The organism is Microcoleus sp. PH2017_08_TRC_O_A (assembly GCF_020738665.1).
Classification (GTDB): Bacteria; Cyanobacteriota; Cyanobacteriia; order Cyanobacteriales; family Microcoleaceae; genus Microcoleus.
Window position 1 is genome coordinate 1 of record NZ_JAEQCE010000135.1, and the last position, 26,451, is coordinate 26,451.

Sequence of the window (26,451 nt, forward strand, 5' to 3'; positions counted from 1 at the left end):
CCTCTCCTTTAAGCAGCTAATAGATTGAATCCAACTCAAAAAACATTTCTGAAATTGTTCCGGATTCAGGCGAGAAAATACTCGCGCAATTGTGTCATGCGAAGGTATGCCATTCGGCAATTCTAAAAATTTTTTTAACCATTCATATTTGGCTCGCCCATAACTTTCGATATCGACCCATGTATCAGCGCCGCAAATCACGGCACAAATTGAGAGAGTGATAATATCAATTAATTGATGATGTCTCGTCCGCTCGACTCTTGGGTCTTCTAGATCAAAAAAATGGTCGGCGATGGTAATTTTAGGTTTGAGTTTCATACAGGTGAACCCTAATTAAATGTTTTGTAGTTACTCAATAATTCTTGTCCAATATACCATATTCTGTTAATATAAAGTTTAGATGCGTTCGCCCTGCTTACAGCATGAAAGTGAAAAAAGAGGTTAAAAGAAAAATTAAGTAAGGGTAAGATATTTAAACTCTCTTTTGCTTTGTCTGCATCTCCCCAAACCCCATAAAATACTTTTGACACAAACCATCAACCCACAACCCGGGAAATTTAAACTTAGCCTCACAATTAGGACACTCAGACAACAACCTTAACCATGTTTTTGTCATCCCTGCGTTTGCTGAAACTGCCACTCAATCTTGCGACAAGGGGACTCGGCATAACACGCCCCATATAACCGAATACGGTTGACTTAACGCTTTTTGACGAATTTTACCTCGCGATTTTATAGGCAATACAGGCATTTTCCCCAAATCAGATTGTTCTTAAGTTAACTGTATTGCCATATAACCGGATCGACTTCAACTTGATCTCCACACCCAACCGAAACTTCTCCCAACAACGTGCGATCATCGCACCTCCCAACCCCGCCAACTTCCCCAACGATCGTCGGCGTTAACTCCTTCGCCCGCCGAAACCGCCCCAAAAGAGGACTGGCATTTTTGACGACAAACCCGTTTGTAGTGAGGACTTTAGTCCTTCAATTTAGTTCGGAGGGCGGGGGATGCGAAAACTTAGGGGGCTGAGGATTTGATTGAGGGCGCGCAATTGTTCGGCGGTGCCCAAACAAATTAGCATATCTCCTCCTTCGATCGCAGTTTCTCCAGTTGGCCCGACAATCAAAGTGCCGCCAGCCCGTCGAATTGCTAACACTAATGCCCCGGATTGCGATCGCAATTTGGCATTTCTCAAAGTTTCTCCGACGTAGACACAACTATTCGGATCTACCAGAAATTCTTCCATATAAAAAGAACTATCCGTACCCGTCAATACGCCGTCTAAAAAATCCATCACCTGAGGGCGCAAAGCAGCCGCTGCCATCCGTTTGCCGCCCGTAATGTAGGGGGATACAACGGCATCGGCGCCGCCCCGCTGCAACTTCTTTACGGCTTCTTCTGTGGTGGCGCGGGCGATCGCCCGTACCTTCGGATTCAGAGTTTTCGCCGACAGCACAGTGTACAAATTCTCAGCATCCGACGGCAAAGCTGCTACTATGCAAATTGCGCGATCGATCCCCACATTCAACAAAATTTCATCGAGTGTCGCGTCTCCCTGCACCGCCGTGTACCCCAACGCCAAAGCAGCCTGCACCGACTGTAGCGCCGAATCTACCACCACAAAAGGAATATTTTCTGCCTCAAATTCCAAGGCAATCTGTCGCCCCGTGCGCCCGAAACCGCAAAGAATGTAATGTTCGATCAAAGAATCCACCAAACGCCGCTGCTGCCTAATTCTTGCTCCTTCTTGAAAATATCCTTGAATCAGCGCTTCTGTAAAGCGGTTGACGATATAACCAATCACCATCACGCCCATCAAAATCAGGCACATGGTAAACATTCGCCCGCGTCTTCCGAGGGGGTGAATTTCACCGTAGCCGACAGTTGCTAAAGTAAATACAGTCATGTAAGCGGCATCGAGCAAAGGCCATTTTTCCACCAGCCAATACCAAAGAGTACCCGTGCAGAAAATGCCGCCAAGGGCGATGATGCCGCCCGTTAACTGTTTTTGCAGGCGCTGGTACTTTTGCTCTAAAGTTGAATACACCGATCGCCCTGACCTATTATTTATTACCTGCTACCAAATTTAAGCATATCAAGACTTAGGCAGAAACCCGGTTCCTCGGAGTAAATCTACAATCTACAATCTCAAATCGCCCGATCGACTTTCAATCCCGTCGCAGAGGTGGCGGTTGCTGGAATTGGCGAGCGGCAATTATTGCAGTGCGATCTGCAATTTGTATGAGGAGTATTTTCGCGCTCGCCTAGAATGCAAATAATCCTGAATTCAAAAAATAATGCAACTGCAAGCAAACTTAAAACCCATATCCACTAAGTCATTCCCAAATCTCAAATCTCAAATCTAAAATGGTATAATCCTGATTTAGCCGATCGCCAAATCCACACTAACTACAAATTCGGGAAAAGCCAGCGGCGACACTCGATCGCCCCGCCAAAACCTCAGCATTAAACTGTAACCGTTAACAGTCGGCTGGCGGTAAACTTCCAAGCAGTTTTCCTGTAAATTGACTATCCAGACTTCCTGAATTTGCGATCGGGCATAAATAGGAAGTTTCACATCTCTGTCATAGTCTATGGAAGTGTCAGCTACTTCTATTAATAGTAAAACTTCCGATGGGAGGGGGTGGGCGGTTGAATAGTAATCGGCGCGAGGTTGCAGCAATACTATATCAGGTTGCGGCTCAGTGCGATCGCTCAACTGAACGGGGTTCTGCACGTCAAAAGTAGCCAAATTTTCGGGAATTTGGCTGCACAGTCTGGCTAAGCGCCTCACAGAGGAAGCATGACGAGTTCCAATAGCGGCCATTTCAACAAGTTCTCCTTCTATCAATTCTAGGCGATCGCCCTCCGAAAGAATCCCAGCTTTACCCATCAGATGGTATTCTTCTACTGTGAAAAGTCTTTTGAGCAACTGCACAGCCATAACTTACCGTTCCTCTAATTAGTTCTTAGATTATAGTCGATCGAAACATAGCTATATTAACAGGGGTTATAAAAAATTATAACTTTGGTGGGATTTGTTTTTGACGAACCGCGAAGGCGCGAAGGACACGAAAGAAGAGGAAAGAAGAGGAGAGAAGAAGGGAAACTCACAAATATCTATCAATAGAAAGGTGTGTCCGGCTGAATGATTCGGTATCTTGAAAATAAGCAGCCAAAATATTCAGCAATCTGCAACGGTTGGCTGTTTTGGCAGGCTGCACAATAATCTGAGTTAACATAACTTGATTCCATGCAAAATACCGCAGATTTACTCCCCAAAATTGACTCGCCGAGTCTTCCTAAAAAGCAACCCGCACTTCCAAATTACGAAGCAGCCGATCGCCAATTTGTCAATTTGCTGCTAGTGGATGATTTAGACAAGACGGTGGCTGCAAAACCGTTACTTGTTAGCGATTTTGAAAGCGCGATCGCCGTGGCGCTGCGATCGGCATATCAGCAACCGGAGGGCGATGAGGCCGCGCACCGTTTCTTGCAGCGCGTACTGTACCGCATCAACCGCCTCAACTTGTTTTGGTACGACGATTTGCGCCGCTACAACAACGAACGATCGCACTATTTGCGAGGAGTGCGCGATCGCATCGAAGAACCTTGGCAGCAGTGGGAAATCGCCCAAATCGACGTTGCAGCCGTGCAAAACATCGAGAATGTCAAGCAAGCCCTGCGCGATCGTGCAGCCGTCGATGTCGATCCTCCGCTGTCTGAGATCGATCGCTACCTGCGAGAAGAGATGACAGCAGCGGGATACAGACACCTGCTGGCGATCGCCTCCTTCGACGGTTTAGTGGAAGCCAGCCGTCTTTCCCGCATCCTCGGCGGGGCAGGCAACGAAATTCAGTCAACCCTGACGCGGGTGCTGATCGAAGAATACGGCGGCGGTCGCTTACCCCGCAAGCACTCGACCTATTTTGCCCAAATGATGGCAGAATTCGGGATGAGCACAGAACCGGAGGCGTATTTCGATTTAGTACCTTGGGAAGTGCTCTCCAGCATCAACCACAACTTCCTGCTTACCGAACGCAAGCGCCACTTTCTGCGCTACAACGGCGGACTCACTTATTTTGAGGTGGCTGGGCCCGTCGCTTACCGCAATTATCTAGGCGCCGCGCAGCGCCTGGGGTTGTCCCAGGCTGCGATGGGTTATTGGGAACTCCACATCCGAGAAGATGAGCGTCACGGGCGCTGGATGCTTGATGAGGTGGCGATCCCGCTGGTTGACAAATACCCGCAGGATGGGTGGGAATTGGTGTTGGGCTACGATCAAGAGAAGTCGATCGGCGATCGGGCTGCGTTGGCTGTAGTGCGATCGATCCAAGCAGCAGAACACAATTGACACGTAGATGGGGATTTGCCGTTGGGTGGGGGCGGGTTCACAGACAATAATTGCCACTCAACCCACAATCTAATCAACCCGCCCCCACCGATAAAACAACGAACGATCGATCCGTGCTGTATTTTACAAGGCTGTCATTAACTGAATTAGCTCGATCGACAAATCTCTGGGCGACTTTTGCTGCTTCTGAAACAAAACTCCCGCCAGCAGATAGATATTTTCCGAATAAAAAGCCATGCCCTGTTTTTGCAGATTGGCGATCGCGCTTTTCACCTTCGGTTCCGAACTGTAATAGCCAAAAGTTAGAGGTGCAATCTCAAAATTCGCCACCGAGTAGCCTCGATCCAAGGCATCATCGATCAAACCCACAGGATTAGAATAGCTCGAAACCATCAGCAAAACTTTGTCGCAGCCCAAAGATAAAAGTTTTTTAGCAATTGTAGAACCATCAGTCCCGCCGTGCAACAGCGGCTGATAGAGCTTGTCATCCGCCGCCGGCAAGTAAGGCGGATTTGAAATTATACAATTCGCCGACTGATATAAAGGCGAATCAAAAAAAGAGCAATTTTGGACAGTGTATTGTTCGCTCAGTTGATATTGCTTAATTTGAGACTCAGCAATTTTCGACGCAACCTTATTTAACTCAAATCCTTGTATTTTTCCGTCAAAATTAGTTCTGACCAAAGACTTAATAACTGGACTTCCCTCTCCGGAACCAAATTCTACTATAAGTCGAGAATTGTCAGCGGTATCTAACACTAAACTTTCCAAGCAGTGCGAGTAAAAATCAGATTCTTCAGGGCAATGAAATACCTGTTTTAGAGGATGGGATGAAGTGAGCATAAATTCTGTAACAAAGTTTACTTTTTTAAAGTTATCTAATAAATAATTGTGAAGCCATCTGTCGCAAGAGCTATTTATAAACTTTTTAAATCTCTCTCTTGCTGTTTTATCTGCTGCGATCGTCAATGCTTATTAACTTATCAATACACTGCTTGGTTGGTAGTGAGGAATTCATTACTCGGAAAATGCGGACTTAATTCCTCGGAAAATGCGGACTTAATTCCAAACGATCGAACCTCAATCATATTGGTTCGATCGTTGGGAATTCATTCCTCATCAGACGAGAGATGACTCAAGTCCCAACGCTCAAACCCGATCGAGGTTATTTTAGCGGACACGATAGAACTGATAACGTTCGCGAGCGGGGACGCTCGCACTTCTGAGTCATGACTGATGACTAATGACTAATTGCCACCAGACTGTACAGATTTGCGGGTTTGGTTAGTATCGTCGCCCTTGTGATGCCACCCGCCGTCACCTTGAACATACTCTGATTTTACGCTGTTCCAAGCAACGCGAGTAGCAGCATCTTGGCTCATTCCATCTTCGCTAGCGCTCTTAAAAGCAGCTTGAAAAATATTCTGCGCCCCTTGGGGGAGTTGTTGTGCTTCTGAAGGTAATGTGTCAAATTGTTGTTCTGGCATAATGGTCTCCTTTTTTTTAACATAAATGCTATTTTATATAGAATAAACAACTACCTTCCTCTCTCTAAAAGCAAATTTAAGACAGCATTTATCTCAGTCCGAAGACCGATGTAATCTTAAATTTATTAGTTTCAGAAAAAGGAACTTGCTTGCCGTTGCTGGTGGCACGGAATTTGGGTAATTTTGCCGATCGCACAGCTATAAATCTGACTTCGGCTTTTTCACCTGCGAACTTAGAAAATACGTCAGCGAAGCGATTACTAAACCGATACTCCCTCCCAAGGGAAGGATGTTCGGATCGCCCTTCCACCTAACTACCTCAGCGAGAAACAATACGCTCAATACAACGACGATCACGCTGGTGAGCTTGGTTTTGAGATCCTCGATGCTGTGAATTTCCAGCCAGTGGGGTACTTTTATGCGCTCGTCAATGAACAGCTCGTAAAGTCCGAGGGCAGTAATGTAAAATACTGTGGCTAACAGAAACAAATCTACAACTTCGATCAAGGACAGAATCAGTTGTTTGGAGTTTTCGCTGGAAACCGCTCCTGTAGTTAGAATGTGGCCGATGGTAGCGACTGTTTCCAGCGCGCCGTAGACCAAAGGTAATAGCTTAGAAACTATTGAGTCTGTGGGGTAAGTTTCAATTGGAAAAACAATCAAGGAAACGGGACTAAATTTGCTCTCTTACCTTCATTATCCCGTAGCGAATATGAAAAGAGTTGTACGTTCCGTTGTCAATTTGACCATAAGGTTTTGCAATCAAAAGCGATCGCAGGACTCTACAAGGCAAAAGCAAGCATAACCATGAAATCTTCTAAATTGTTGAAAGTTGTTTTAGCAGGGGCTTGTACTTTAGGTTTAGCAACGGTTTCCTTAGCAGTGCCTGCTTCTGCCCAGTCGGGAGGCGGTGCAGGCACGGGTACTAGCGGTACGACAGGTACAACCGGTACCAGCGGTACAACTTCGGCGCCGACTGAGACTAATTCTGGAGTTTTGAGCGATCGGCGCGATCGCCCCAACAATCTGGGCTGGCTGGGTGCCTTGGGCGCGTTAGGTTTGCTCAACTTGTTTCGCAAAAAAGACGATGCAGCGTCGGTTCGTCGGTAGTTTCGGGCGATTCACGCTCGGGATAGATTCGCACGCGCGTACTATTGAAAACTTGAAAACATAGAGGCTTAGAAATTCATGACTTCACCAAATCGCCAAAATTTGTTCGTAAAATTGGTTACTGTTGCCGGAATTGCCGGCGTTAGTTCCTTGCTCGCCGTGCCCGGATTCGCAGAATTGAACCGCCAGACTAACGACTCGAACAATTCTAATTCTGCGGGCTTGATTGCGATCGACGCCAACAACAATACCAATCCCGGCGGCCGTCCTTTTGACTCGACTAATCCGAACTACACTAACGATTTGGGGGGCAGTCCTTCGGACTCTACAAATAGCCCCAGCAACAATAACAATCCCGATCGTTCTTCGGAAGCTCCTGTGAGCGATCCGAACAACAATACCAATCCGGGCGGCCGTCCTTTCGACTCTACTGTCCCCAGCAACAATAACGATGCCGGCGGCCCTAGCAACACTCGCAATAGCCCCAGCAACTAGAATAGACCTCTTGCAAAAATCCTTTTAACCAAATTTTGGGACGGGCTAGAAGCCCATCCCACAAGAAAAAAGATTTTTGTGGGATGGGCTTCTAGCCCGCTTCAGCCGCAATAATTAGCTAGAGTCCGATCGCACTTTCACGCGATCGGACTCTTTTCTTGCTGCTGCGAAACTTAGGCTAAATTAATAATTTTCTCACCGACGGGCGATCGCACTTGCGCGCCCGCCGATTTATTCAAACAACACACTATTAGTTACTGCTGATTGTCCACAAAAACAGTCACAGCCGCCACAGCGATTAACATTTCATCATTTTTATCATTCAGAGAGGCGATCGCCCTTCCTGGCACAATCATGCCCCCTTGCTCCACAATCAGAGTTTTGCTACCAAAAGGCAGCACCGCCAACACATCATCCGGCCGCACTTGTTCCGGGTAAGGAACAGCCACCTTTACCTCAACAATCATCTGATTGGGGTCAGTCAAACCCGCCACTTCCCAGACGCCTAGCAGAGCATTATTGGCGATCGCATTTCGTACAGCCCTAGCCGCCGCGACAGTCGGTTCCTGCCCGTGCTGGTCGATACCCATCCCCATTTCAATGATGAAACATTTACGTGCCACAGTTACTCCTTCCTTGATTTTTGCTCGCAGTCGAGCGCACTCTTTCTCAAAACAATTATCAACCAAACCGACCGCAATTTATATTATTTTATAAATCACGATCGCAACACAACAATCATCCCAGTTCAAAAAAAACAATCCAACAGCAGACCATCTCAAAACTCATAGTTCATCAGTCAATCCCAAATCCCAAATCCCAAATCCCAAATTTAAAATCGCATAACTTATGGTAATATAACCAAAATCACCATTCCTCGCGGACTGCCCAACTCATCGCCAGCTTGAATCATGGATAGTTTTCTCCCCATCGCCTACTTTCAAAACCAATTTCTCCCATTTACCGACGCCAAAATCTCCATCGCCACCCACGCCCTGCACTACGGAACCGGAGTTTTAGGCGGGTTGCGAGGAATTCCCGACCCCCAAAATGGCGATCGCATCTTACTATTTAGATTAGACCGCCACTGTCAAAGATTAAGTCAAAGTGCCAGCTTCCTCCACTGCGATATTCCCGCCGACAAAATCCAACAAGTAATCACTGATTTTGTTAAAAAAAATCAGCCAACAAAATCATTTTACATCCGTCCATTTATCTACACATCAAGTTTAGGAATAGCCCCCAGACTGCACAACGTAGACACAGACTTCTTTGTTTACGGATTAGAACTTTCCGACTACTTGCCAAAAGAAGGAGTCAACTGTAGAATTAGCTCTTGGTACCGCCAAGAAGACCGCAGTTTGCCACTAAGAGGTAAAATTAGCGGCGCCTACATCACCTCAGCCTTAGCCAAAACCGAAGCAGTAGAATCCGGCTTCGACGAAGCTATCATGATGAATACTCAGGGAAAAGTCAGCGAAGCTTCAGGAATGAACATATTTGTCGCCCGAAATGGCAAATTAGTTACTCCCGGTTTCGATCAAGATATTCTCGAAGGAATCACCAGAGATAGCGTAATCACCATCGCCAGAGACTTGGGGATTGAAGTCACAGAAAGACCAGTTGACAAATCAGAACTGTTGATTGCAGACGAGATTTTTCTGTGCGGAACCGCCGCCAAAATTACGCCAATTAACCGAGTAGAAAACTATCAATTGCCTAAAAACAGACCCATCACCGAAAAGATTTTGGACAAACTGACGGGGATTATCGAAAATCGCGATAGCAAGTACAAAGAGTGGGTATTTGCGATTAGTCTGAATTAACGCGATACTCAAGGATCCATGAAGTAAATTAACCGGATTTGGTTAAATACCAAATCCGGTTAAATACCCCCTCGATCTCTTAGTCTGCGGAGGCAGACTTCGTGTGTGTAGTCGCGGTTTCAACCGCCGAGTCACTTTTTTACTCGCACAAGGCAGCCGCATGATGGCGAATGTGATCCTCCATAAAACTCGCCACAAAATAATAGCTGTGATCGTAACCTTCCTGCATCCTTAAAGTCAGCGGCTGTCCCACTTTTGCACAAGCAGCAGCAAAGATATCCGGCAACAATTGCCCGTCAGCTAGATACGAATCATCCGTACCGCAGTCAATCAAAATCGGGCGCTTGTATTGCTGTTCCAAAACTAATTCGCTAGCATCCCAAGCCTTCCAATTCTCCCGATCGCCACCGAGGTAGTGTCCAAATATTTTTTGTCCCCAAGGGCTGCGGACAGGGGCGCAAATAGGCGCAAAAGCCGAAACAGAAAGATAGCGATCGCCATTTTTTAACGCGCAAATTAAAGCCCCGTGTCCGCCCATCGAATGCCCGAAAATTCCCTGTTTTTCACGTATCACCGGAAAGTTTGACGCGATTAAATTCGGCAACTCATCAACCACATAACTGTACATTCGATAGTGAGAATTCCAAGGTGCGGCTGTCGCATCCACATAAAAACCCGCGCCGCTTCCCAAATCCCAATTGTCCGCTTCCCCTGGAATGCCAGTATTGCGCGGGCTAGTGTCGGGCGCCACCAGCATTAACCCATATTTGGCTGCCCATTGTTGCGCCCCCGCTTTTGCCATAAAATTCTCTTCCGTGCAGGTTAATCCTGACAAGTAATAGAGGATTGGTACGGGTTGTGATTCGGCTTGTGGTGGCTGGTAGACAGTGAATTTCATCTCGCTGTTGCAGGCGGATGATTGATGGCTGTAAAAGCCGAGTTTGCCACCCAAACTTTTATATTGTTTTTCCAGTTTTAGGGATTTTGAGATCATGTTAATTTTATTTCATTTGTGAATTAGATTTTTTTTACCGCAGAGAGCGCAGAGGGCGCAGAGGAAGAGAGAAGAGAGAAATATTTTTGTTCAAAATGTTAAAACTGTGCGTATTACTTTTCCTTGGTGCATCAAATCAAAGGCGTCATTAATTTGCTCGATCGGCATAATCTGGGTAATCAAACTATCAATATCAATTTTACCATCCATGTACCAATCAACAATTTTCGGAACATCGGTTCTGCCCTTCGCGCCACCAAAAGCCGTGCCTTTCCACACCCTACCAGTTACTAATTGAAACGGGCGGGTGCTAATTTCTTGCCCGGCTCCCGCTACTCCGACAATCACGCTCACACCCCAACCTTTGTGACAGCATTCCAAAGCTTGGCGCATCACATTAACGTTGCCGATACATTCAAAAGTGTAATCAGCTCCGCCTTTGGTTAAATCTACCAAATAAGGCACTAAATCGCCCTCAACTTCGCGGGGATTTACAAAGTGAGTCATGCCGAATTTTTTCGCCATTGCTCGTTTGTCGGGATTCATATCTACGCCGACAATCATGTTGGCTCCCACCAGGCGCGCTGCTTGGATTACATTCAAACCCACGCCGCCTAAACCAAAAACTATGACATTAGAACCTGGTTCTACTTTGGCAGTATTGATGACAGCGCCGATGCCAGTTGTAACGCCGCAGCCAATCAAACAAACTTTGTCAAAGGGAGCGTCATCGCGAATTTTCGCTACCGCAATTTCTGGCAATACTGTATAATTAGCAAAGGTAGAAGTTCCCATGTAATGGAAAATTTTCTCGCCATTAATTGAAAATCTGCTCGTGCCATCGGGCATTACGCCTTGCCCTTGAGTGAGGCGAATTGCTTGACAGAGATTCGTTTTGCCGCTCAAACAATACGCGCAGTTGCGACATTCGGGAGTGTAAAGTGGAATTACCCGATCGCCCTTTTTGACACTTGTCACTCCCGCCCCAACTTCCGCAACAATCCCGGCTCCCTCGTGGCCGAGAATTGCCGGAAACAAACCCTCGGGATCGGCGCCGGAAAGAGTATAAGCATCGGTGTGACAAACACCCGTCGCTTTAATTTCTACCAGCACCTCACCATCTCGCGGCCCATCTAGATCGACCGTTTCAATGGTCAAAGGTTGGCCGGCACTGCGAGCAACTGCTGCTTTTACTTTCATGCTTTCCCCCTGGGATGATTTGTTAAATGCTCCGTCAATATGTATTCTATTACTTAATCTAAAAATAGCACCAATTCTATGACAAAATTAATTGTAATTACCGGAGTCAGTCGCGGTCTCGGTCTCGCCATGACCGAAAAGTTTATTGAATTGGGACACACAGTTTTAGGATGCGCCCGCTCTTCGGAAGCAGTGGAAAAACTAAAACAAAAATATCGCGCGCCCCATCATTTTACTTGTTTGGATGTCGCTAGCGACGAGCAAGTCAAAGCTTGGGCTACAGAAATTTTGGCAAAGCAGCAACTGCCAGATTTGCTGATTAACAATGCAGCTATAACTAATTATTCCGCGCCTCTGTGGAATATCAGTAATGAAGAGTTTTCTGAGGTAATTGATGTTAATATTAAAGGTACAGCTAATGTGATTCGCCACTTTGTCCCGGCAATGATTGCTCGAAAAAGTGGCATAATTGTCAACTTTAGTTCGGGTTGGGGAAGGTCAACTTCGCCGGAAGTCGCGCCCTATTGCGCTTCTAAGTGGGCGATCGAAGGATTGACGCGATCGCTCGCCCAAGAACTCCCGCGAGGCATGGCAGCGATTCCTTTGAATCCGGGCATAATTCACACCGATATGCTGGAAATTTCTTTCGGAGAACACGCGGCAAGTTATACGCCTGTCAAAGCATGGGTGCAAAAAGCAGTGCCTTTTTTACTGAAATTGAAACCTTCGGATAATGGAATGCCGATGACCGTTCCAGGATAACAATAAAATAGTAAAATAAGATTCCTGTATGATCCAACTAATAACTCTTTCCCCCAACAGCCACTGTGAACTTGCCATTAACCTCGCCCTCGCAAACCGAAACCCGCAAAGCAGACCACCTCAGGATCTGTCTCGAAGAAGACGTACAATTTCGCGAAACTACCAGCGGACTGGAACACTACCGTTTTACTCACTGCTGTTTGCCAGAAATCGATCGCACCCAAATCGATCTCACATCCACATTTCTCGGCAAAAAACTAGGCGCTCCGCTGCTAATTTCCTCAATGACAGGTGGCACAGAACTAGCCCAGACCATTAATTATCGCCTCGCCGATGTCGCTCAGGAATACAAACTGGCGATGGGAGTCGGTTCCCAGCGCATCATCGTAGAAAACCCTCAACTTGCTCCTACATTTGCAGTGCGCCGCCGCGCTCCCGATATTCTGCTATTTGCTAATATCGGAGCGGTTCAATTAAACTACAATTACGGTTTGGAAGAGTGTCAAAAAATTATCGATATTCTGGAAGCAGATGCCCTAATTTTACACCTCAATCCGCTGCAAGAGTGCGTTCAAACTGAAGGCGATACTAATTTTAAAGGACTGCTCGAAAAAATTGCTAAATTGTGCGATAAATTACCAGTACCGGTGATTGCGAAAGAAGTAGGCAACGGTATTTCTGGAAAAATGGCACAGAAATTGCGATCGGCTGGGGTAAGCGCGATCGACATTGCCGGAGCCGGAGGCACTTCTTGGGCCAAAATAGAAGGAGAGCGAGCCAAAGACGGCAAGCAGCGGAGGTTGGGCGCCACCTTTGCCGACTGGGGAATCCCGACAGCCGAGTGCGTTGTCAGCACCCGCGCCGTAGCGCCAGATGTTCCCCTGATTGCCTCTGGGGGCTTGCAAAACGGCTTGGATGCAGCCAAGGCGATCGCCCTCGGCGCGGATGTGGCGGGGCTGGCGCGGCCGTTTCTGGAAGCAGCCGCAGCATCGGAATCAGCAGCAGGTGTTCTAGCTGAGGTTTTAATTGCAGAAATCGCTACTGTGATGTTTTGTACGGGCTGCGCTAACTTAGATGAGTTAAAACATTCTGGGGTTTTGGAAAGGTTAAGATAAAAGTATGTCAGTTGGCAGTTGGCAGTAGACAGTTGGCAGTTGGCAGTTGGCAGTTGGCAGTTGGCAGTTGGCAGTGGGAGCATCTCAGTTTTGCATTTATAGAGCGTCTCCGCTCGCGAGCGGTATAATACTCGCGAGCGGGGACGCTCGCACTATATATAAAAAATGCTTTTTTCAAAAATGAGATGCTCCCGTTGGCAGTTGGCAGTAGTCAGTAGTCAGTAGTTACTGATTATTGGGAGAGATTCAAAAATAACAAATAACAACTGCTAATTACCAACTGCTAATTACCAATTACCAACTGTAACTGTTAACCATCAACTGTCAACTATCAACTATCAACTGTCAACTGTCAACTGTCAACTGTCAACTGACTAATTATCTAAATGAAAGATTTCCTAAAATATACTTGTGCAAGTTTGCTGGGAACCTTCCTGGGATTGTTGCTGCTGGGCGGCATCGGATTGGGAGGACTGGTACTGCTAATTGCTCTGGCGGCATCGTCGTCTAAAGATTCAGGCCCGCAAGTTAAAGATAAGTCTGTATTGGTATTAGACCTTTCTCTAAATATCACCGATAGCAAACCGAGCCGCAGCACGAGCGCGGCGATTCAAGAAGCACTTTCGGATGAATCCGGCGATGCTGTGACGCTGCGGACTGTTTTAGATGCGATCGAATCTGCGAAAAAAGACCCGAAAATCGTGGGGATGTATCTCGAAGGCAGTTCGGATTCCAGCAGCAGCGGGTTTGCTAATCTCAAAGAAGTTCGATCGGCATTACAGCGTTTCCGAGATGCCAAAAAACCCATTTTTGCTTACGAAATGGACTGGAATGAGCGAGATTATTACCTCGGTTCCGTTGCAAATACAATTGCTATCAATCCTTACGGCTCTCTAGAACTCAACGGTTTTAGCAGTCAAGCCATGTTTTGGACTGGTGCTTTGGAAAAATACGGCGTGGGAGTTCAAGTCACTCGCGTCGGTAAATATAAGTCAGCCGTCGAACCGTTTTTGCTCAAAAAAATGAGCCCGGAAAATCGCCAGCAAACTCAAAAATTGCTGGGAGATATTTGGGGCGAATACTTAAAAACTGTCGGGCCGAGCCGCAAATTGAGCGTTCCCCAACTGCAAGCAGTTGCAGATAATGGCGGAACTTTGATGGCTAACGAAGCTCTCAAAGGCAAGTTAGTTGATAAAGTTGTCTACTTTGATGAAATTGCAACAGAACTGAAAAAACTAACAGGAACCGATGCAGAAGATAAATCTTTCAAGCAAATAAGTTTGAAAAACTACGCAAGAGTTGCTGAGAGTAAAAACTCTACTCGCGCTCACAAGAAAAACCAAATTGCTGTCCTTTACGCTGAAGGTGAGATTGTAGACGGCGAAGGCGGCCCGACTCAAGTAGGGGGCGATCGCATCGCTGAAGAAATGCGTAAAATCCGAGAAGATGACGACATAAAAGCAGTAGTTCTGCGCGTCAACAGCCCTGGAGGCAGCGCGACGGCTGCGGAAGTCATCGGGCGCGAAGTCGCGCTGACAGGCAAAAAAAAGCCAGTTATCGTATCGATGGGCAATTTAGCAGCTTCCGGCGGCTATTGGATTTCGATGGGTTCTAGCAAAATCTTTGCCGAAGCCAGTACGATTACTGGTTCCATCGGCGTTTTTGGGATGCTATTCAATGCCGAAAAGTTGGCTGCTAACAACGGCATAACTTGGGACGTGGTAAAAACCGCCCGTTTTGCGGATACTAACACGGTTTCCCGCCCCAAAAATCCTCAAGAATTGGCGAATATTCAGAGAATAGTCGATCGCATTTACGATCTATTTATCACCAAAGTCGCCGACTCCCGCAAACTGCCAAAAAACAAGGTGCAAGAAATTGCTCAAGGCAGAGTTTGGTCTGGTACGGCTGCGAAACAGTTGGGCTTAGTCGATGAAATTGGCGGCCTAGAAGATGCCGTTAGAGAAGCAGCTAAGCAAGCTAAGCTAGGCGACGATTGGCAGTTAGAAGAATATCCAAAACGCCGCAGTTTGGAAGAGCAAATTTTGGAAAGAATATCCGGCGTTCGCGTTTTGAAACCAGCCACCAAACTCGATCCGCTGAGTGCAGAAGTTAAGAAAATGCAGGATGAATTGGCTGTTATCAAGTCGATGAATGACCCGCAAGGGATTTACGTTCGCTTACCTTTCGACTTGCGGATTAATTAACTTTACTCTTTAACCCGCGTCGGCGGGTTTTGTCTGTGTAGAAGCGGTTTCAACCGCCGAGTTTCAACCGCCGAGTTTGTCTTTACTCTTCAACCCGCGTCGGCGGGTTTTGTCTGTGTAGTAGCGGTTTCAACCGCCGAGTTGTCTTTACTCTTCAACCCGCGTCGGCGGGTTTTGTCTGTGTAGTAGCGGTTTCAACCGCCGAGTTTCAACCGCCGAGTTTCAACCGCCGACTCCGATATTGAAAAACCCGGTTTCCTCAAGAAACCGGGTTTATGAATACCCTATACGATCGACTGGGAATTGGAAATATTTATTATGCAGCACGCTGAGTCAACAATCCCCAGATGAAAAGTACCACGATCGCGCCGATGACTGCAAAAGCTATGCTGGGTACAGTTAATGCTCCGAAGGATGCTCCCGCGCTAGTCCCCACAAAGACTTGGCCTAAATAACCTCCCACCAGCGCGCCGATAATTCCTAAAACTGTTGTTGCGACAAAACCGCCACCTTGAGTTCCCGGATAAATGGCTTTGGCGATCGCACCAGCAATCAGTCCTAAAACGATCCAAGCAATAATTCCCATTTCTTTTTCTCCTGAGTGTTTAACTTTCGTCTGCCTTGTCTTATGTTCTAAGAATAACAACTGATATCCCGTCCTTTCCTCTACCGTAGGGATGAACCGATAGAGGTAGAATTTCTCATGAATCGTCCTAATTTAAGGCTTTTTAATATGTCAAAAGAGTTATTGAAGAACGCACAACTAAGAATGCATAACGTAGAGCGCACAACTAAGAACGAAGCCTTTAATTATCTAGGATAGAAGGCTTTATTTATTTAGGACAGAAGCAATCGACTACTCATATAAAGTGCAATTTCAGAACGTCCCAACCGTTGGGTGCGGTTGGTACAACCAAATTTTTCTAAGGAAGAAAGGTACCTATGCTCAAAGCCGAAGGGCAATAGGAAAAATTTTTCTGGGACTTTTTGTGTTTTACTGGTAAAAAAATTACAATATTTTTGTCAAATTAGGAAAGTTGGCCCCCGATGAATCTGACACTGTGCACGATCGTCAAGAATGAAGAAGCAACACTGTCGCGGACTTTGGACAGCGTGAAGGGTGTTGTTGACGAAATTGTGGTGGTAGATACCGGTTCGCGCGATCGCACTCGTGAAATAGCCCGAGAATCCGGGGCGAGGGTTTATGACTTTGAATGGTGCGACGACTTCGCAGCGGCGCGCAACGAGTCTCTGAAGCACGCCCAGGGCGACTGGATTTTGGTGTTGGATGCCGATGAGGTGCTGGTACCGGAGATTGTACCTCAGATCCAGCAGGCAATTAAGAGCGATCGACTGTTGCTAATCAATCTCATCCGCCAAGAAATCGGTGCATCTCAATCACCCTATTCCCTAGTGTCGCGTTTGTTTCGCAATCGCCCCGGCATCCGCTTTTCTCGCCCTTACCACGCCATGGTAGACGACAGCGTGGCTGAGATTTTGCAGCGCGAACCAGAGTGGAAAATAGCTTCTCTCCCCGATGTGGCGATTTGGCACTCTGGTTATCACAAAGATGCGATCGCAGCAAAAAGCAAATTCCAAAAAGCTCAAACAGCAATGGAACGCTATATAGCTTATTATCCAAACGATGCTTATGCGTGCAGCAAATTAGGCGCGCTGTACGTAGAAAGCGGGCAAATCGCGCGGGGCATTAATTTATTAACTAGGGGATTGACTGCGGCGACAATTGATGAATCTATTGTTTACGAACTTAACTATCATTTAGGCATTGCTTACCGCCAGCAACAGCAATTTGCCAAAGCCAAGGAACACTATCAACTCGCAATTAATACAGATGTTTTCCCGGCGCTCAAATTAGGTGCTTACAATAATTTGGGCAATCTGCTCAAAGATGAAGGAGATTTGCCAGCAGCAGAAAAAGCTTACAAAGCAGCTTTAAAAATAGATCCCAATTTTGCACCAGGTCACTACAATTTAGGACTGACTTTGAAGGCAACCGGAAATTTGGTAGATGCGATCGCCTATTACCGACAAGCCATTAAAATCGATCCCGAACACGCCGAAGCCCATCAAAACTTGGCAGTAGCGCTGCTGAAAATTGGCAAAATGCCCGAAAGTTTAGCAGAATTCAAAAGAGCGATCGCCCTTCACGAACAGCGCCGCCCCTTTGAAGCAGAACGCCTGCGCCGCGGACTGCAAGAAATGGGTTTAATCTAAACCTGCATATCTACTTTCTCGTTAAGTAGGTCATTTGTAGGGGCAATCGTCGGTAGTTTCCCATCGATCCCAGAGGGGTAAGCACTCTTGGCATTAACCCTACAAATTGCGAAAAATACCAACAAAATCAAGCAATTATCTCTACTTTGCCGCTGTCCAAATCGTAGCGCGCCCCAACAACTTTAAGCTTTCCCGCTTTCACTGCTTCAGCCAAAATAGGCGACGCAGATTTTAACTTTTTTACATTCATTTTTACATTAGCTCTGACTGCGTTATCCCAAGCATCGCCCAATTGATTTTTTGTAGCATCAACGGCTGGTTTAATCGCCGCCACCAAAGTGCTAATGTGACCCGGCACAGCTTTACCATCCAAAGCCGCTTTCACAGCACCGCAGCGTTCGTGACCCAGAATTACTAATAGCGGAACGCCTAATTCTAATGCGGCATATTCCATATTTCCGAGAACCCCGTCGTCGAGAAAATTTCCAGCTACTCGGATATCAAATAAATCCCCCAATCCTTGGTCGAAAATAATTTCGGGTGTTACCCGCGAATCAGAACAAGCAAGGATGGTTGCAAACGGATGTTGACCCTTTGCTACTTCGGTAATTCGCGATCGGCTTTGGTCGGGAAATGTCCGTTTTTGGTGAATATACCGCTGATTCCCGTTCATCAATTTCTTGAGTGCGGCCTCAGGAGTGATGTTTGAGACTACTCCTTCTGCATAGGCCGGTTCAGTTTTGAACAGCCCTGGGGCCATGGTTGCCACCAGCGCCCCTGCACTTGACATCCAGATCGCACTCCGCCTCGACATCTTGCCTATTTTTTTTGAGTCGGTCATTGCTTGCAACTCGGTTAATTGTTTTATATTTATTAGTATAATATTTCCCATCAGCCCAGCAAAAATTCTTTACTTTTTCTTTACAAGTAGCTGCCAAATATAAACTAATAAAAAATCGCCCCTTGTAATTTCATGGAATTAACTGCGGTCATCATTCTGCCTGCGGAGGATGCTATAGTGTATCTAAAACAACAATTATTTATCAATGAATCACAATGTCTTACGTCGCCAGCATTCATATCTATCCGGTCAAGTCCCTTGACGGCATAGCTGTCAGTCAAGCTAATATTCTTGCCAGCGGAGCTCTAGCAGGCGATCGCTCTTTTGCCATCTGCGATCTTTCCGGAGCATTTGTTAACGCTAAGCGCAACAGCGGAGTCCATTTTCTGCGCCTATCATTTGACATAAAAAAGAGAATCGCCGGTCTGAAAATTCAAGACACCGAACAAGAAATATTTTTTCATGTAGATAGAGAACGCCCCGCAATAGAATCTTGGTTGAGCAACTACTTCGGTTTCCCGGTCAAATTAATTGAAAACTTGCTCGCAGGCTTTCCCGATGATACCGCAGCACCCGGGCCAAGCATTATCAGTACCGCAACAATAGCCGAAGTAGCATCTTGGTTTCCCAGAGTTTGCGTTAACGAAATGCGCCATCGCTTGCGAGCTAATATTGAAATAGGAGATGTCCCGGCTTTTTGGGAAGATCGACTTTTCGGAGCAGCCGATGAAGTTGTCAGGTTTAAAATAGGGCCAGTAATATTTGAAGGTATTAATCCCGGTCAGCCCTGTCTGCAATCCAACCGAAATTCTGCTGCTCAAGAAGCTTATCCAAACTTGAAAACTATGCTAACAGCCAAGCAAAATGAAATCATGCCTGAATTGCAAAAAAAAGGGCATTTCAATCACTTTAGTCGGCTGCTCGTTAACACGCGAGTGCCACTTCAATCAGCCGGAAAAATAGTACACATAGGAGATGAAGTTCAAATCCTCAGCGTCAAAAACTCCCTATTTAATACCATTCCCGATCAGTTATAAAAGTTTTATGATGACTTCATATCAAATCCGGTAACACCGGAATTAATATTACCCAGAGTCAGGACGCGGCAGTGCCGTTTCCCTACAATTAAGTGGGCGTTAGTTACATCTCTTGCAAGCATGACGATTATTTTGGGGTAGGGAAACGGCTTTTGGAGTGTCCTCCGTTAGTCCAAATCAATATGCCCCATGCCCCATGCCCCATGCCCCATGCCCCATGCCCCATTACCTTAAATTTCTGTTGGTACTATAAACCACGATCGGTCTGTCAATTCCTTTAAAGCGGAAATCTCCCATCGGCTCAAAACTTTGGGGCGATCGCAGCAACGTGTAAGTAGCTTCGCTCACCACGCATTCCCCAGGCTGACAAATTCCCTCCATCCGAGCAGCCAGATTAATAGTCGAACCCAACACAGTATAATCAACTCTTTTAGAACTGCCGACATCACCAATTATTGCCTTGCCGCTGTTAATAGAAATCCGCAATTGCAGCGGTTCGCCCAAACTCTTATTTGCATTGAGTTCGTCAAGACGGTTGAGCATTCCCAAAGCAGCAGCCACCGCGCGATCGGCATGATCCGGTTGAGGTTCCGGCGCTCCAAAAAATGCCATAATACAATCTCCAATAAACTTATCTAAAGTTCCTCCTTCCCCAAAAACTTCTTGCAGCATTTCCTCAAAGAAATTGTTCAGCAACCGGGCAATTTCAGGGGGCCTCAAGCGTTCAGACATCGCAGTAAAGCCCACAATATCTGCAAACAAAATGCTGATTTCGCGTTCCACAGGCGGCAGGCGGTGGTCAATTAAAGTCCCCGTATTCATTAAATGCTGCACCACAGCCGGAGAGTGATAGCGTTCCAATCTTTGCCGCATAGTTTCTTGGGTGCGGAGTTTTTGTGTCAGCAGCCACCGCTGCACGCTAGAAGCAGCGATATTTCCTAAAGCTGAAAAAAAGCTCAAGTCTTCATCTCCGCCCAGATACCACTCTCTAGAAGTCAGTTGAGCGTCGCCGTAAAGCACTCCAAAAACTGTATTTTCATCCCAGAGAGGAACAGCTATCGCCGTGCGAATTCCTTTATCGATCATGCTTATATTGTCGTCAAACTGTTCGTCAAACTGAGCGTCGGCAGTTTTGAGAGCAACTTGTTCGTCTAATACTTTGCGGCAAATAGTCCGGCCGATCCAACTGCCGTCAGCAGGGATATATTTATTTTTGGCAGTGGGTCTGGCGGCAGTCTTAACTACTTCGAGTTCGCCGTTATTTTGAAAGTCTATTAATAGTGCCAAACGTTCGATATTTTTGATATCGCGGAACACGATTTGCTGGACTTGATCGAAAATTGCTTCGATGGATTCAGCGGTGTTTAAATACTTCGCAATATCGACTAAGTATTTTAAACGCGAGATAGCTTGTTCGTAATTTTTTTCAAGTTTTGTGTCTGGTTCTATCCACTGTTTTTGCAGTTCTTTAGCTTTGCCGAGGATAGTCACTCCTTCGGGCATGGTGCCGATTTCAGGAAGTTGGGGGTCAGAGCGATCGGGCAAAACGACAATCAAATTAATCCGGTGTCCCAGATAAATCACATCGCCCTGATTGACTAAGTGAGGTTGGTTGAGGGGACTGTTGTTTAGTAGCGTCCCGTTGGTACTGCCCATATCCTCAACTAGCCACTCCCCTGAAGCTATTTTAAACAAGCGGGTGTGGTGCCGGGAAATGTCAGAAAAAGGCAGTTGCAAATCGCATTCTAGCAACCTACCGATAATAAATTGCTCGCCTTCGACAGGCACGGTTTTTTCGATGATTCCATTAATTTGAAGTTCCAGATTCAGTTCATTCATAGACAGCACCGCTGTTGAATTTTCAAGGCTTTGATAAGACTTGAATTCATCAGATCAAATCTCCTACAAGTCTTATAAAGCTGGCGGCAACTCCAAAGTAAGCTGACCCAACACACCAGTTCTAAAATCGTTTAACATCTGCCGCGCCGTTCGTTCGACATCTCCTTTATACCTGTCTTTTGCTACTTCGTGCAAATAATCTTCACCATTGCTAGATCCTATATCTAATTTATACCGAGATTTGAAACCAGATACTGATATCAATGTGTCATCAGCCGCCTCCAGCCCGAGGAGCAAATCAACCATAGCTGCTGCTACTACCTGATTGTCGTAAGCTGCTTCGCCAATATCTTCGCAAATAGCTAATTTTATGGCATTTTCTTGATTGTTAATCCGGGTGGGGATTACTCCGGGGGCGTCTAGTAACTCAATTTCGTCAGAAATGCGAATCCATCGGAGCGATTTAGTTACTCCAGCTCTGCGGGCACTGTCTACTACTCTGCGCCCTAAAAGGCGATTAATTAAAGCAGATTTGCCGACATTGGGAAAGCCCATCACCACGGCGCGGACTGGACGGGGTAGCATTCCTCGATCGAATCTGCGTTTATTTAGCTGCACCCCAGCCTCCTGGACAGCATCGGAAACATCGTGTACTCCTTGACCGTGCTCGGCGTTAGTAAAATAAGCAGTTTCGCCCTGAGATTCAAACCAGGTTTCCCACGCATCGAGGGTTCTAGGCGTAATCATGTCCATGCGGTTGATGACCAACACTCGCGCCTTACCGCCCACCCAGGTAGGCATTTGGGGGTGGTAAGTCGCTAGTGGAATGCGGGCATCTCGGACTTCGAGCACCACATCTACCCGCTTTAGCTGTTCTTTTAATGCCCGTTCAGCTTTGGCAATGTGACCGGGATACCAGTGAATTTTCATTAGTTATTAGTTATTAGTTAGTTGTTAGTTGTTAGTGGTCAGTTATCAGTTGTTCGTTGTTCGTTGTCAGTTGTTCGGGGAGCATCTCAATTTTTGCAAAAAGCATTTTTTTGTTGTAGTGCGAGCTTAAGAGCTCGCTTGGTTTTAACAGCAAGCGAGCTCTTAAGCTCGCACTACAAAATCAAAACTGAGATGCTCTCGTTGTTCGTTGTCAGTTGTTAGTTGTCAACTGCTTTCGGAGTCAACTAAGAGGGCGAGCAAGGCGGGGCACCGCCCCAACTGTCAACTGCTTTCGGAGTCAACTGCCAACTGTCAACTGTCAACTGCCAACTGTCAACTGCCAACTGTCAACTGTCAACTGTCAACTGTCAACTGACTAAGGCACAATCAAAACTGCACAAGGAGACAGATTGATCACCCGACTGGTAACGCTGTCAGACGCACCATCATCAGTTAAACCCATCCCACGACAGCCCATCACAATCAAATCAGCCCCAACTTCGTCAGCCACATCACAAATCGTGAAAGCAGGTTTGCCTTCTCGTTCGATGATTTCAGCTTCAATTCCCTGCTGGGAAAACATCGACTGGGCTTCAGACAGCAGTTTGGCGACTGCTTCGGGGGAACTCATCACCTCTCGCGGTGCCTCACCCTCCTCGGCTGGGGGTTCGACTACCGACAGAATAACTAAACGAGAAGCGTAGGTTTTCACAATATTGACAACCTTTTCCGCCGCTTCGCGGGCTTCTCGGCTTTGATCTACAGGAAATAAGACAGTCTTGAACATAGTTCGCATTTCCCGGACACGGACTCCGATAAAATGTTTACGTTGAGCCAAATCAGTGCCGTTTGTTTCATCTTCCGTTTTTTGTACGGGCGCGGTTGAATGCGCCCGAGGCCCCAAGTGCAAGTGACGAGTGCCGCCATTTCAACGGAATTAGACAAAAACACAAATATTAGGAGGTTAATCCTGTGACAAAAAAAACTGTAGCAAATTTATCGGCATCGGACTTATCGGGCAAACGGGTATTGGTGCGCGCGGACTTTAACGTGCCGCTCGACAACGGCAATATCACCGATGATACTCGCATCCGGGCTGCTCTGCCGACTATTCAGGATTTAGCGTCGAAGGGCGCTAAGGTCATTTTGTGCAGTCACTTCGGGCGTCCCAAGGGTGTGACGGAGAAGTTGCGCTTGACTCCGGTTGCTAAGCGGCTGTCGGAATTGTTGGGGAAGGAAGTCAAAAAGACTAACGACTGTATTGGTGATGAAGTGGCTGCTACTGTGGCGGCGATGGCTGATGGCGATGTGATTTTGCTGGAAAATGTCCGCTTCTACCCTGAAGAGGAAGCAAATGACCCAGAATTTGCCAAGAAGTTAGCTTCTGTTGCTGATTTGTATGTCAATGATGCTTTTGGTACGGCTCACCGGGCTCACGCTTCGACTGAGGGTGTGACTAAGTATCTGAGTCCTTCGGTGGCTGGGTTTTTGATGGAGAAGGAGTTGCAATATCTCGGTAGTGCGATCGACAATCCGCAACGTCCCTTAGCTGCTATCATCGGTGGTTCTAAGGTTTCCAGCAAGATTGGAGTCATCGAAAAACTGCTCGAAAAGTGCGACAAATTGCTGCTGGGTGGCGGCATGGTGTTCACGTTCTACAAAGCTCGCGGTTTGAACGTTGGCAAGTCTTTGGTGGAAGATGACAAGCTCGAACTGGCTAAGTCTTTGGAAGCGAAGGCAAAGGAACGGGGAGTTACTTTCCTGTTACCTACTGATGTGGTAGTTGCTGACAAGTTTGCTGCTGACGCCAACACTCAAACTGTCTCCGTTGAGAGCATTCCCGACGGTTGGATGGGTTTGGACATCGGCCCGGATTCTGTGAAAACTTTCCAAGATGCTTTGGCTGATTGCAAAACGGTAATCTGGAACGGGCCGATGGGCGTGTTTGAGATGGAAAAGTTTGCTGCGGGAACTGAAGGAATTGCTCATTCTTTGGCTGGAATTACTAAGACTGGTACTACCACGATTATCGGTGGCGGTGACTCGGTGGCGGCTGTGGAACAGTTGAATCTGGGGCCAGAAATGAGCCACATTTCTACTGGTGGCGGCGCTAGTTTGGAACTGCTAGAAGGTAAGGAATTGCCTGGTGTTGCGGCTTTAGATGAGGCTTAATTAAGTTGACTGGGGCGGGCTTTGTTGCCCGCCTTGCGGCGAATGCTATTCTTTTTACCACAGAGAGCGCAGAGAACGCAGAGAGGGAGAAAAGAGTGAGGGAAATGGGTTGAAATTTTACTGTTTGCGAGTACGATCGATCTGAAGTGGCAGTGAGGTTTGTTTGTGAAATTTAAAATCTTGGCAAGTGTAACGGCAACTGTAGCAGTTTTAGCGCCGTTTTTGCTGGCACCCCCCGTGAAAGCTCAAAATCCCGATCACGTCCAACAGTTGCTAGAAACTAAGGAGTGTGAGGGCTGCGATTTGAGAAATGCTGATTTGTTTAAGGCGAGTTTGTACAGAGCTAATTTAAGAGGATCTGATTTAAGCGGAGCTAATCTCTACGAAGCTAATTTGCTAGAAGCAGATTTAAGTGGTGCTAATTTGGCAAATACTAACTTGGTTAATGCTGAAATGTATGGTGCCGACTTGGACAGCGCTAATCTGCGAAATGCGGATTTGTCTAATGCTTTTTTGGGGCGGGCAAATCTGACGAGAGCTGATTTGCGCGGTGCTAAGCTTTTTAATACTAATTTGGGCGAAGCTTATTTGCTGCAAGCTAATTTGTCGAATGCAGATTTGCGACGTTCGCTGCTGTTTAGAGTGAATTTGAATCGCGCTAATTTAAGCGGGGCTGATTTGTCTTTTGCTGACGTGCGCGATACTAATTTGCAGAATGCTATTCTGTCAAATACCAGGCTTCCTAGAGCTCAATTGACCGGGACAAATATCGATGCGGCGAGGGACGTGCGGCAGGCTGATTTGGAACGTGCAAATTTGCGGGGTACAAATTTGGGGCCGATGGTTTGCGTGACGACGAGTTTTCCTTATTGTGTTTTGAATTTGGAATAATATCAGGTTCTCTCGAACGACGACAATCAGATGGGTTTGTAGTGAGGACTTTAGTCCTCAGATTATGAGGACTAAAGTCCTCACTACAAACCGTTTTTATTGCGGGTAATTAAGGGCTGGTACACCGTAAGTTGAGACCGGAGCTAAGTTTGAGGTGGTTTGTATCCCCTTTCTAGGGCAAATCTCACAAGCTGGGCGCGATTTTCTAACTGTAGTTTGCTGAATATGCTGCCTAAATGAGCTTGGACGGTGCGGGGGCTAATAAACAGTCGATCGCTAATTTGTTTGTTAGTATAACCCTGGATCACCTCCCAAAAAACTCTTTCCTCGGCTGGTGTTAGAGGCAAAGGTGCTAGTGGTGGCAATACTGCGACAACTTTGGGCTCCACCGCCAGGGCGGTAGAAGTTTGCAGCAGTCGGACAATCTCGGCGTGAATGCGGTGGGAGCGCTCTAACTGAGCTTTCACCTTAGCCAAGATTTCTTCAGACTGAAAAGGTTTTACCAGATAATCGTCAGCGCCGATCGCATGACCTTCAACTTTTGCCTCAATTTCGCCTTGACCAGACAAAAATATAAACGGCACCAACTGTCCCAAACGTGTAGTACGCAAGCGCCGGCAAAACTCAAACCCGTCCATTTCCGGCATCATCACATCTGAAATCACCAAATCTGGGGGGGCATTTTCAAAAATTGAGAGCGCCTCAACTCCTGAATTAGCGCATTCAACCCGGTATCCTTGGCTTTCGAGATACATTGCCAAGACTGTTTGACAGTCTGCTTCGTCGTCAACTACTAATATTCTTTCCATGAGGGCCTTGCACCAATTCCAGTTGACAGTTCTTGAAACTGCGGCTGATTCTTTTACGCTGAACATTTCTCTACATAGCTGTGCAATGCTGGAGATGTAACGATCGCAATTCCGTCATGGCTGACAGAACAGGTCGAATCCGA

General features: G+C 46.6%; 27 protein-coding genes. 11 read left to right on the forward strand and 16 right to left on the reverse strand.

From position 1 onward, the window contains the following. The 4 genes from JGK22_RS30935 to JGK22_RS30950 all read right to left on the reverse strand — a co-directional run. A partial coding sequence (locus JGK22_RS30935) for an ISAs1 family transposase (protein WP_293292730.1) occupies positions 1-318 on the reverse strand: 318 nt, incomplete at its 3' end. A gap of 674 nt (positions 319-992) precedes the next feature. Beyond that, entirely contained in the window at positions 993-2,051 is a 1,059-nt protein-coding gene (locus tag JGK22_RS30940; RefSeq protein ID WP_293177721.1) for a potassium channel protein, read from the reverse strand. Between the two features lie 336 nt (positions 2,052-2,387). Continuing rightward, positions 2,388-2,948, reverse strand: coding sequence for a Uma2 family endonuclease (locus tag JGK22_RS30945; protein WP_293190025.1), 561 nt, complete (start codon positions 2,946-2,948; stop codon positions 2,388-2,390). A gap of 166 nt (positions 2,949-3,114) precedes the next feature. Further along, on the reverse strand, positions 3,115-3,246 hold the full coding sequence (locus tag JGK22_RS30950; RefSeq protein WP_293190023.1) for a hypothetical protein: 132 nt from the start codon (positions 3,244-3,246) through the stop codon (positions 3,115-3,117). Between the two features lie 11 nt (positions 3,247-3,257). Between JGK22_RS30950 and JGK22_RS30955 the strand changes: the two genes are divergently transcribed. After that, a complete protein-coding gene (locus JGK22_RS30955) occupies positions 3,258-4,358 on the forward strand; it encodes an iron-containing redox enzyme family protein (protein WP_293190021.1) in 1,101 nt (366 codons plus the stop codon). A 123-nt stretch (positions 4,359-4,481) separates the two neighbouring features. Here the strand turns inward: JGK22_RS30955 and JGK22_RS30960 are convergent, their stop codons facing one another. From JGK22_RS30960 to JGK22_RS30970, 3 genes are all read right to left on the reverse strand, one after another. Further along, positions 4,482-5,201 carry a methyltransferase gene (locus tag JGK22_RS30960; RefSeq protein ID WP_293177730.1) on the reverse strand — a complete coding sequence of 240 codons (720 nt, stop codon included), beginning with the start codon at positions 5,199-5,201 and terminating at the stop codon, positions 4,482-4,484. A 404-nt stretch (positions 5,202-5,605) separates the two neighbouring features. Continuing rightward, on the reverse strand, positions 5,606-5,845 hold the full coding sequence (locus JGK22_RS30965; protein ID WP_293314419.1) for a ChaB family protein: 240 nt from the start codon (positions 5,843-5,845) through the stop codon (positions 5,606-5,608). Positions 5,846-6,043: 198 nt separating this feature from the next. Further along, positions 6,044-6,508 carry a YqhA family protein gene (locus tag JGK22_RS30970; RefSeq protein ID WP_293177736.1) on the reverse strand — a complete coding sequence of 155 codons (465 nt, stop codon included), beginning with the start codon at positions 6,506-6,508 and terminating at the stop codon, positions 6,044-6,046. 144 nt (positions 6,509-6,652) lie between these two features. Between JGK22_RS30970 and JGK22_RS30975 the strand changes: the two genes are divergently transcribed. Further along, positions 6,653-6,955 (forward strand): hypothetical protein, encoded by a 303-nt coding sequence (locus JGK22_RS30975; protein ID WP_293177739.1) that lies wholly within the window; start codon positions 6,653-6,655, stop codon positions 6,953-6,955. Positions 6,956-7,033: 78 nt separating this feature from the next. Continuing rightward, on the forward strand, positions 7,034-7,450 hold the full coding sequence (locus tag JGK22_RS30980; protein ID WP_293177742.1) for a hypothetical protein: 417 nt from the start codon (positions 7,034-7,036) through the stop codon (positions 7,448-7,450). Positions 7,451-7,704: 254 nt separating this feature from the next. Here JGK22_RS30980 and JGK22_RS30985 read toward each other — a convergent pair whose 3' ends face one another. Then, positions 7,705-8,073, reverse strand: coding sequence for a Lin0512 family protein (locus JGK22_RS30985; RefSeq protein WP_293177745.1), 369 nt, complete (start codon positions 8,071-8,073; stop codon positions 7,705-7,707). A 288-nt stretch (positions 8,074-8,361) separates the two neighbouring features. Here JGK22_RS30985 and JGK22_RS30990 point away from each other — a divergent pair, with 288 nt between their 5' ends. Then, positions 8,362-9,276, forward strand: coding sequence for a branched-chain amino acid transaminase (locus JGK22_RS30990; protein ID WP_293177748.1), 915 nt, complete (start codon positions 8,362-8,364; stop codon positions 9,274-9,276). A gap of 139 nt (positions 9,277-9,415) precedes the next feature. Here JGK22_RS30990 and fghA read toward each other — a convergent pair whose 3' ends face one another. Both fghA and JGK22_RS31000 read right to left on the reverse strand, forming a co-directional pair. Then, entirely contained in the window at positions 9,416-10,270 is an 855-nt protein-coding gene (gene fghA / locus JGK22_RS30995) for an S-formylglutathione hydrolase (RefSeq protein WP_293220012.1), read from the reverse strand. A 90-nt stretch (positions 10,271-10,360) separates the two neighbouring features. Continuing rightward, entirely contained in the window at positions 10,361-11,470 is a 1,110-nt protein-coding gene (locus JGK22_RS31000) for an S-(hydroxymethyl)glutathione dehydrogenase/class III alcohol dehydrogenase (RefSeq protein WP_293190009.1), read from the reverse strand. Between the two features lie 78 nt (positions 11,471-11,548). Between JGK22_RS31000 and JGK22_RS31005 the strand changes: the two genes are divergently transcribed. From JGK22_RS31005 to sppA, 3 genes are all read left to right on the forward strand, one after another. Next, positions 11,549-12,232: an SDR family NAD(P)-dependent oxidoreductase gene (locus JGK22_RS31005; protein ID WP_293314421.1), complete on the forward strand. Its 684-nt coding sequence runs from the start codon at positions 11,549-11,551 to the stop codon at positions 12,230-12,232. Positions 12,233-12,297: 65 nt separating this feature from the next. After that, complete coding sequence (gene fni, locus JGK22_RS31010) at positions 12,298-13,347, forward strand: type 2 isopentenyl-diphosphate Delta-isomerase (RefSeq protein WP_293242127.1); 1,050 nt, start codon at positions 12,298-12,300, stop codon at positions 13,345-13,347. A gap of 386 nt (positions 13,348-13,733) precedes the next feature. After that, positions 13,734-15,554: a signal peptide peptidase SppA gene (sppA, locus tag JGK22_RS31015; protein WP_293214253.1), complete on the forward strand. Its 1,821-nt coding sequence runs from the start codon at positions 13,734-13,736 to the stop codon at positions 15,552-15,554. A 316-nt stretch (positions 15,555-15,870) separates the two neighbouring features. Here sppA and JGK22_RS31020 read toward each other — a convergent pair whose 3' ends face one another. Next, positions 15,871-16,140, reverse strand: coding sequence for a GlsB/YeaQ/YmgE family stress response membrane protein (locus JGK22_RS31020; RefSeq protein ID WP_293177765.1), 270 nt, complete (start codon positions 16,138-16,140; stop codon positions 15,871-15,873). 461 nt (positions 16,141-16,601) lie between these two features. On the opposite strand from JGK22_RS31020, the gene JGK22_RS31025 reads away from it, so the two are divergent. After that, the gene (locus JGK22_RS31025; RefSeq protein WP_293177768.1) at positions 16,602-17,789 is read left to right on the forward strand and encodes a glycosyltransferase family 2 protein; all 1,188 of its coding nucleotides are present in this window, start codon (positions 16,602-16,604) and stop codon (positions 17,787-17,789) included. Positions 17,790-17,916: 127 nt separating this feature from the next. On the opposite strand, the gene JGK22_RS31030 is transcribed toward JGK22_RS31025, so the two are convergent. Then, positions 17,917-18,630, reverse strand: coding sequence for a carbonic anhydrase (locus JGK22_RS31030; protein ID WP_293177771.1), 714 nt, complete (start codon positions 18,628-18,630; stop codon positions 17,917-17,919). Between the two features lie 215 nt (positions 18,631-18,845). Between JGK22_RS31030 and JGK22_RS31035 the strand changes: the two genes are divergently transcribed. Next, positions 18,846-19,667 (forward strand): MOSC N-terminal beta barrel domain-containing protein, encoded by an 822-nt coding sequence (locus JGK22_RS31035; RefSeq protein WP_293190001.1) that lies wholly within the window; start codon positions 18,846-18,848, stop codon positions 19,665-19,667. 225 nt (positions 19,668-19,892) lie between these two features. Here JGK22_RS31035 and JGK22_RS31040 read toward each other — a convergent pair whose 3' ends face one another. The 3 genes from JGK22_RS31040 to JGK22_RS31050 all read right to left on the reverse strand — a co-directional run bounded on the left by JGK22_RS31040 (position 19,893) and on the right by JGK22_RS31050 (position 23,223). Continuing rightward, positions 19,893-21,506: an adenylate/guanylate cyclase domain-containing protein gene (locus JGK22_RS31040; protein ID WP_293177777.1), complete on the reverse strand. Its 1,614-nt coding sequence runs from the start codon at positions 21,504-21,506 to the stop codon at positions 19,893-19,895. Between the two features lie 72 nt (positions 21,507-21,578). Beyond that, entirely contained in the window at positions 21,579-22,436 is an 858-nt protein-coding gene (gene ylqF / locus JGK22_RS31045) for a ribosome biogenesis GTPase YlqF (RefSeq protein ID WP_293149305.1), read from the reverse strand. Between the two features lie 376 nt (positions 22,437-22,812). Then, a complete protein-coding gene (locus JGK22_RS31050) occupies positions 22,813-23,223 on the reverse strand; it encodes a universal stress protein (RefSeq protein ID WP_293177780.1) in 411 nt (136 codons plus the stop codon). A gap of 185 nt (positions 23,224-23,408) precedes the next feature. Between JGK22_RS31050 and JGK22_RS31055 the strand changes: the two genes are divergently transcribed. Continuing rightward, positions 23,409-24,608: a phosphoglycerate kinase gene (locus JGK22_RS31055; protein WP_293177783.1), complete on the forward strand. Its 1,200-nt coding sequence runs from the start codon at positions 23,409-23,411 to the stop codon at positions 24,606-24,608. 165 nt (positions 24,609-24,773) lie between these two features. Further along, positions 24,774-25,499, forward strand: coding sequence for a pentapeptide repeat-containing protein (locus tag JGK22_RS31060; protein ID WP_293177786.1), 726 nt, complete (start codon positions 24,774-24,776; stop codon positions 25,497-25,499). 143 nt (positions 25,500-25,642) lie between these two features. Here the strand turns inward: JGK22_RS31060 and JGK22_RS31065 are convergent, their stop codons facing one another. Beyond that, on the reverse strand, positions 25,643-26,308 hold the full coding sequence (locus JGK22_RS31065) for a response regulator (protein ID WP_293177811.1): 666 nt from the start codon (positions 26,306-26,308) through the stop codon (positions 25,643-25,645). Positions 26,309-26,451 lie beyond the last annotated feature (143 nt).

Coding starts and splice junctions, on each gene's coding strand:
- JGK22_RS30945 (WP_293190025.1), bottom strand. CDS start 2,948: ATGGCTGTGCAGTTGCTCAAAAGACTTTTCACAGTAGAAGAATACCAT.
- JGK22_RS30950 (WP_293190023.1), bottom strand. CDS start 3,246: ATGTTAACTCAGATTATTGTGCAGCCTGCCAAAACAGCCAACCGTTGC.
- JGK22_RS30955 (WP_293190021.1), top strand. CDS start 3,258: ATGCAAAATACCGCAGATTTACTCCCCAAAATTGACTCGCCGAGTCTT.
- JGK22_RS30960 (WP_293177730.1), bottom strand. CDS start 5,201: ATGCTCACTTCATCCCATCCTCTAAAACAGGTATTTCATTGCCCTGAA.
- JGK22_RS30965 (WP_293314419.1), bottom strand. CDS start 5,845: ATGCCAGAACAACAATTTGACACATTACCTTCAGAAGCACAACAACTC.
- JGK22_RS30975 (WP_293177739.1), top strand. CDS start 6,653: ATGAAATCTTCTAAATTGTTGAAAGTTGTTTTAGCAGGGGCTTGTACT.
- JGK22_RS30980 (WP_293177742.1), top strand. CDS start 7,034: ATGACTTCACCAAATCGCCAAAATTTGTTCGTAAAATTGGTTACTGTT.
- JGK22_RS30990 (WP_293177748.1), top strand. CDS start 8,362: ATGGATAGTTTTCTCCCCATCGCCTACTTTCAAAACCAATTTCTCCCA.
- fghA (WP_293220012.1), bottom strand. CDS start 10,270: ATGATCTCAAAATCCCTAAAACTGGAAAAACAATATAAAAGTTTGGGT.
- JGK22_RS31000 (WP_293190009.1), bottom strand. CDS start 11,470: ATGAAAGTAAAAGCAGCAGTTGCTCGCAGTGCCGGCCAACCTTTGACC.
- JGK22_RS31005 (WP_293314421.1), top strand. CDS start 11,549: ATGACAAAATTAATTGTAATTACCGGAGTCAGTCGCGGTCTCGGTCTC.
- sppA (WP_293214253.1), top strand. CDS start 13,734: ATGAAAGATTTCCTAAAATATACTTGTGCAAGTTTGCTGGGAACCTTC.
- JGK22_RS31020 (WP_293177765.1), bottom strand. CDS start 16,140: ATGGGAATTATTGCTTGGATCGTTTTAGGACTGATTGCTGGTGCGATC.
- JGK22_RS31025 (WP_293177768.1), top strand. CDS start 16,602: ATGAATCTGACACTGTGCACGATCGTCAAGAATGAAGAAGCAACACTG.
- JGK22_RS31030 (WP_293177771.1), bottom strand. CDS start 18,630: ATGACCGACTCAAAAAAAATAGGCAAGATGTCGAGGCGGAGTGCGATC.
- JGK22_RS31035 (WP_293190001.1), top strand. CDS start 18,846: ATGTCTTACGTCGCCAGCATTCATATCTATCCGGTCAAGTCCCTTGAC.
- JGK22_RS31040 (WP_293177777.1), bottom strand. CDS start 21,506: ATGAATGAACTGAATCTGGAACTTCAAATTAATGGAATCATCGAAAAA.
- ylqF (WP_293149305.1), bottom strand. CDS start 22,436: ATGAAAATTCACTGGTATCCCGGTCACATTGCCAAAGCTGAACGGGCA.
- JGK22_RS31050 (WP_293177780.1), bottom strand. CDS start 23,223: ATGTTCAAGACTGTCTTATTTCCTGTAGATCAAAGCCGAGAAGCCCGC.
- JGK22_RS31065 (WP_293177811.1), bottom strand. CDS start 26,308: ATGGAAAGAATATTAGTAGTTGACGACGAAGCAGACTGTCAAACAGTC.